Source organism: Streptomyces sp. NPDC048349 (genome assembly GCF_040651925.1).
In the GTDB taxonomy this organism is placed as follows: domain Bacteria; phylum Actinomycetota; class Actinomycetes; order Streptomycetales; family Streptomycetaceae; genus Streptomyces.
The window spans coordinates 1-1,662 of record NZ_JBEZLA010000146.1; the positions used below are offsets into that span (position 1 = coordinate 1).

Here is a 1,662-nt window from a genome sequence, read left to right on the forward strand (position 1 = left end):
GCCTTGAGCACCTCGGCGTCGTAGCCGTACATGCCCTCGCCGTGGGAACCGTCGTCCGTCTTCAGCGGCTTCCCGCCCACCAGCGCGACGATCTTGGCGTGGCAGGCCTTCTCCACGTCCTGGAACTCGGTCCACACCTCGGCGATCTTGTTGCGGCGCTCGAGGTTCTCGTCGATCAGATCGCCGTCCTCACGCCACTTCTCGTCCTTGTCCGTCTTCTCGCGGAACGCCTGCGCTTCCGCCTTCAGGCTCTCCAGCTTCTTGATGACCGGCGCGGCGTCACGGGAGTAGGTGCCCAGGGCGCCGGCGATGGTGCACATGTCGGAGCTGAGCTTCAGCCCCAGGTCGGAGACCGGCTTCGTGGTCGCGAACAGCTGGTCGGCTTCCGGCGCCTGGTAGAAAGCCTGCAGACCGCCGAAACTCGTGTGGACATCCGAGGTCTTCGCCGCGACCGCCGCGCCGCCCGACGAGATCGCCTTCACCTTCTCGTCCAGCACCGCCAGATTCCCGGTGAAGACCGGCACCTCGGCCGGATCGACCGGCGCGTCCCCGCTCACTTGCTGCCCCCCGGCTTCTCGCGCAGCACCTCAAGGTTCACGGCCCGCGCCGCGTCCTGGGCGGCCTTGGCCTGGTCCAGATCGCCTTCCAGGTACTCGTTCGTCGCCTTCACCGCACCGAGGATGCACGCCTCGATCCGCTCCGCCATCGACTTGAACTCCGGCTTGCGTTCCGTCAGATACTCACCCAAAGCAGCCGCGACCGGACCCAGCGCCTTCTGCGGCGCCAGGTATGCCGCACCGGGCGCCGGCCCCGCACCCGGAGCCAGCGGCCCCTGCGGGCTCATCCCCGACTGCGAACCCGGCACGGCCGTGCCCGCAGCCTGCGCCGCCTCCGACATCGCGGTCAGCAGCGCGTTCAACGCCTTCTCCAGCTCGCCCGCGTTCGTACCGACCGTCTTCAACTGGCCCTGCACACCCTGCGGTTTGATGTCCCACGACGTCATCGACGAACTTCCCCCGTGTACCCAACGTGCTGTCTCACCGGCTGGTTCAGCCGATGTTGTCGACCGCAGCCTTCGCCCGCTGCAGCGTCTGCCGCGCCGTCGCGTCGTTCTTCTCCAGCGTCGTGTTCAACAACTGGATGATGTTCTTGACCTCCTGCGAAGCGTTCTTCCACCGCAGCTCCTTGGCGTGGTAGTCATCCGCCACACCATCCGCCGCGAAGTCCGTCATCGCCGCCGCGACCTGCGCCTCACGCGCCGCGATCACCTGCTCCAGCTGCCCGATCACCGCCTTGATCCCGCCCTGCACCTCCGTCGAGGCACCCACGTCATACGCGCGACGGTCCGTCCCACCTGCTGTCATCACAACCACACTCCCCGTGAACGTGAAGAAGAAGATCAGCGACCGCGGAAACGCGCCGCGTCGAAGTTCGCCGCGCCCTGCGTCTGCCGCGCGTTCTCACCCTGCTCCTGGTCACCCGACCCGAACGCCTGCTCCATACCCGACTGACCGCCCAGGATCGCCGCCAGCGACGCGTTCAGCTCCTTCGCGATCCCGTCCGCACGCACCTTGAACGAATCGAACGCGACCTTGCCCTGCCCCTGGAACTTGCCCTCCAACGGCTGCGCCGCAGCCACCAGCTGCTTGATCAGCGAACCCA

At 67.3% G+C, this 1,662-nt stretch carries 3 protein-coding genes and 1 pseudogene; all 4 read right to left on the minus strand.

The window, feature by feature from the left end; genetic code table 11:
• Positions 1-557, minus strand: a pseudogene (locus AB0D44_RS34320) (hypothetical protein); the annotation flags it as partial.
• On the minus strand, positions 554-1,003 hold the full coding sequence (locus tag AB0D44_RS34325; protein WP_362598819.1) for a DUF6507 family protein: 450 nt from the start codon (positions 1,001-1,003) through the stop codon (positions 554-556). The pseudogene AB0D44_RS34320 and the gene AB0D44_RS34325, both read right to left, overlap by 4 nt.
• 46 nt (positions 1,004-1,049) lie before the next feature.
• On the minus strand, positions 1,050-1,364 hold the full coding sequence (locus tag AB0D44_RS34330) for a pore-forming ESAT-6 family protein (protein ID WP_362598822.1): 315 nt from the start codon (positions 1,362-1,364) through the stop codon (positions 1,050-1,052).
• Positions 1,365-1,399: 35 nt separating this feature from the next.
• On the minus strand, positions 1,400-1,662 hold a 263-nt coding region (locus AB0D44_RS34335), incomplete at its 5' end, for a hypothetical protein (RefSeq protein WP_362598825.1).

Excerpts from the sequence above, each read along its gene's own strand:
- AB0D44_RS34325 (WP_362598819.1), bottom strand. The coding sequence starts at position 1,003 with ATGACGTCGTGGGACATCAAACCGCAGGGTGTGCAGGGCCAGTTGAAG.
- AB0D44_RS34330 (WP_362598822.1), bottom strand. The coding sequence starts at position 1,364 with ATGACAGCAGGTGGGACGGACCGTCGCGCGTATGACGTGGGTGCCTCG.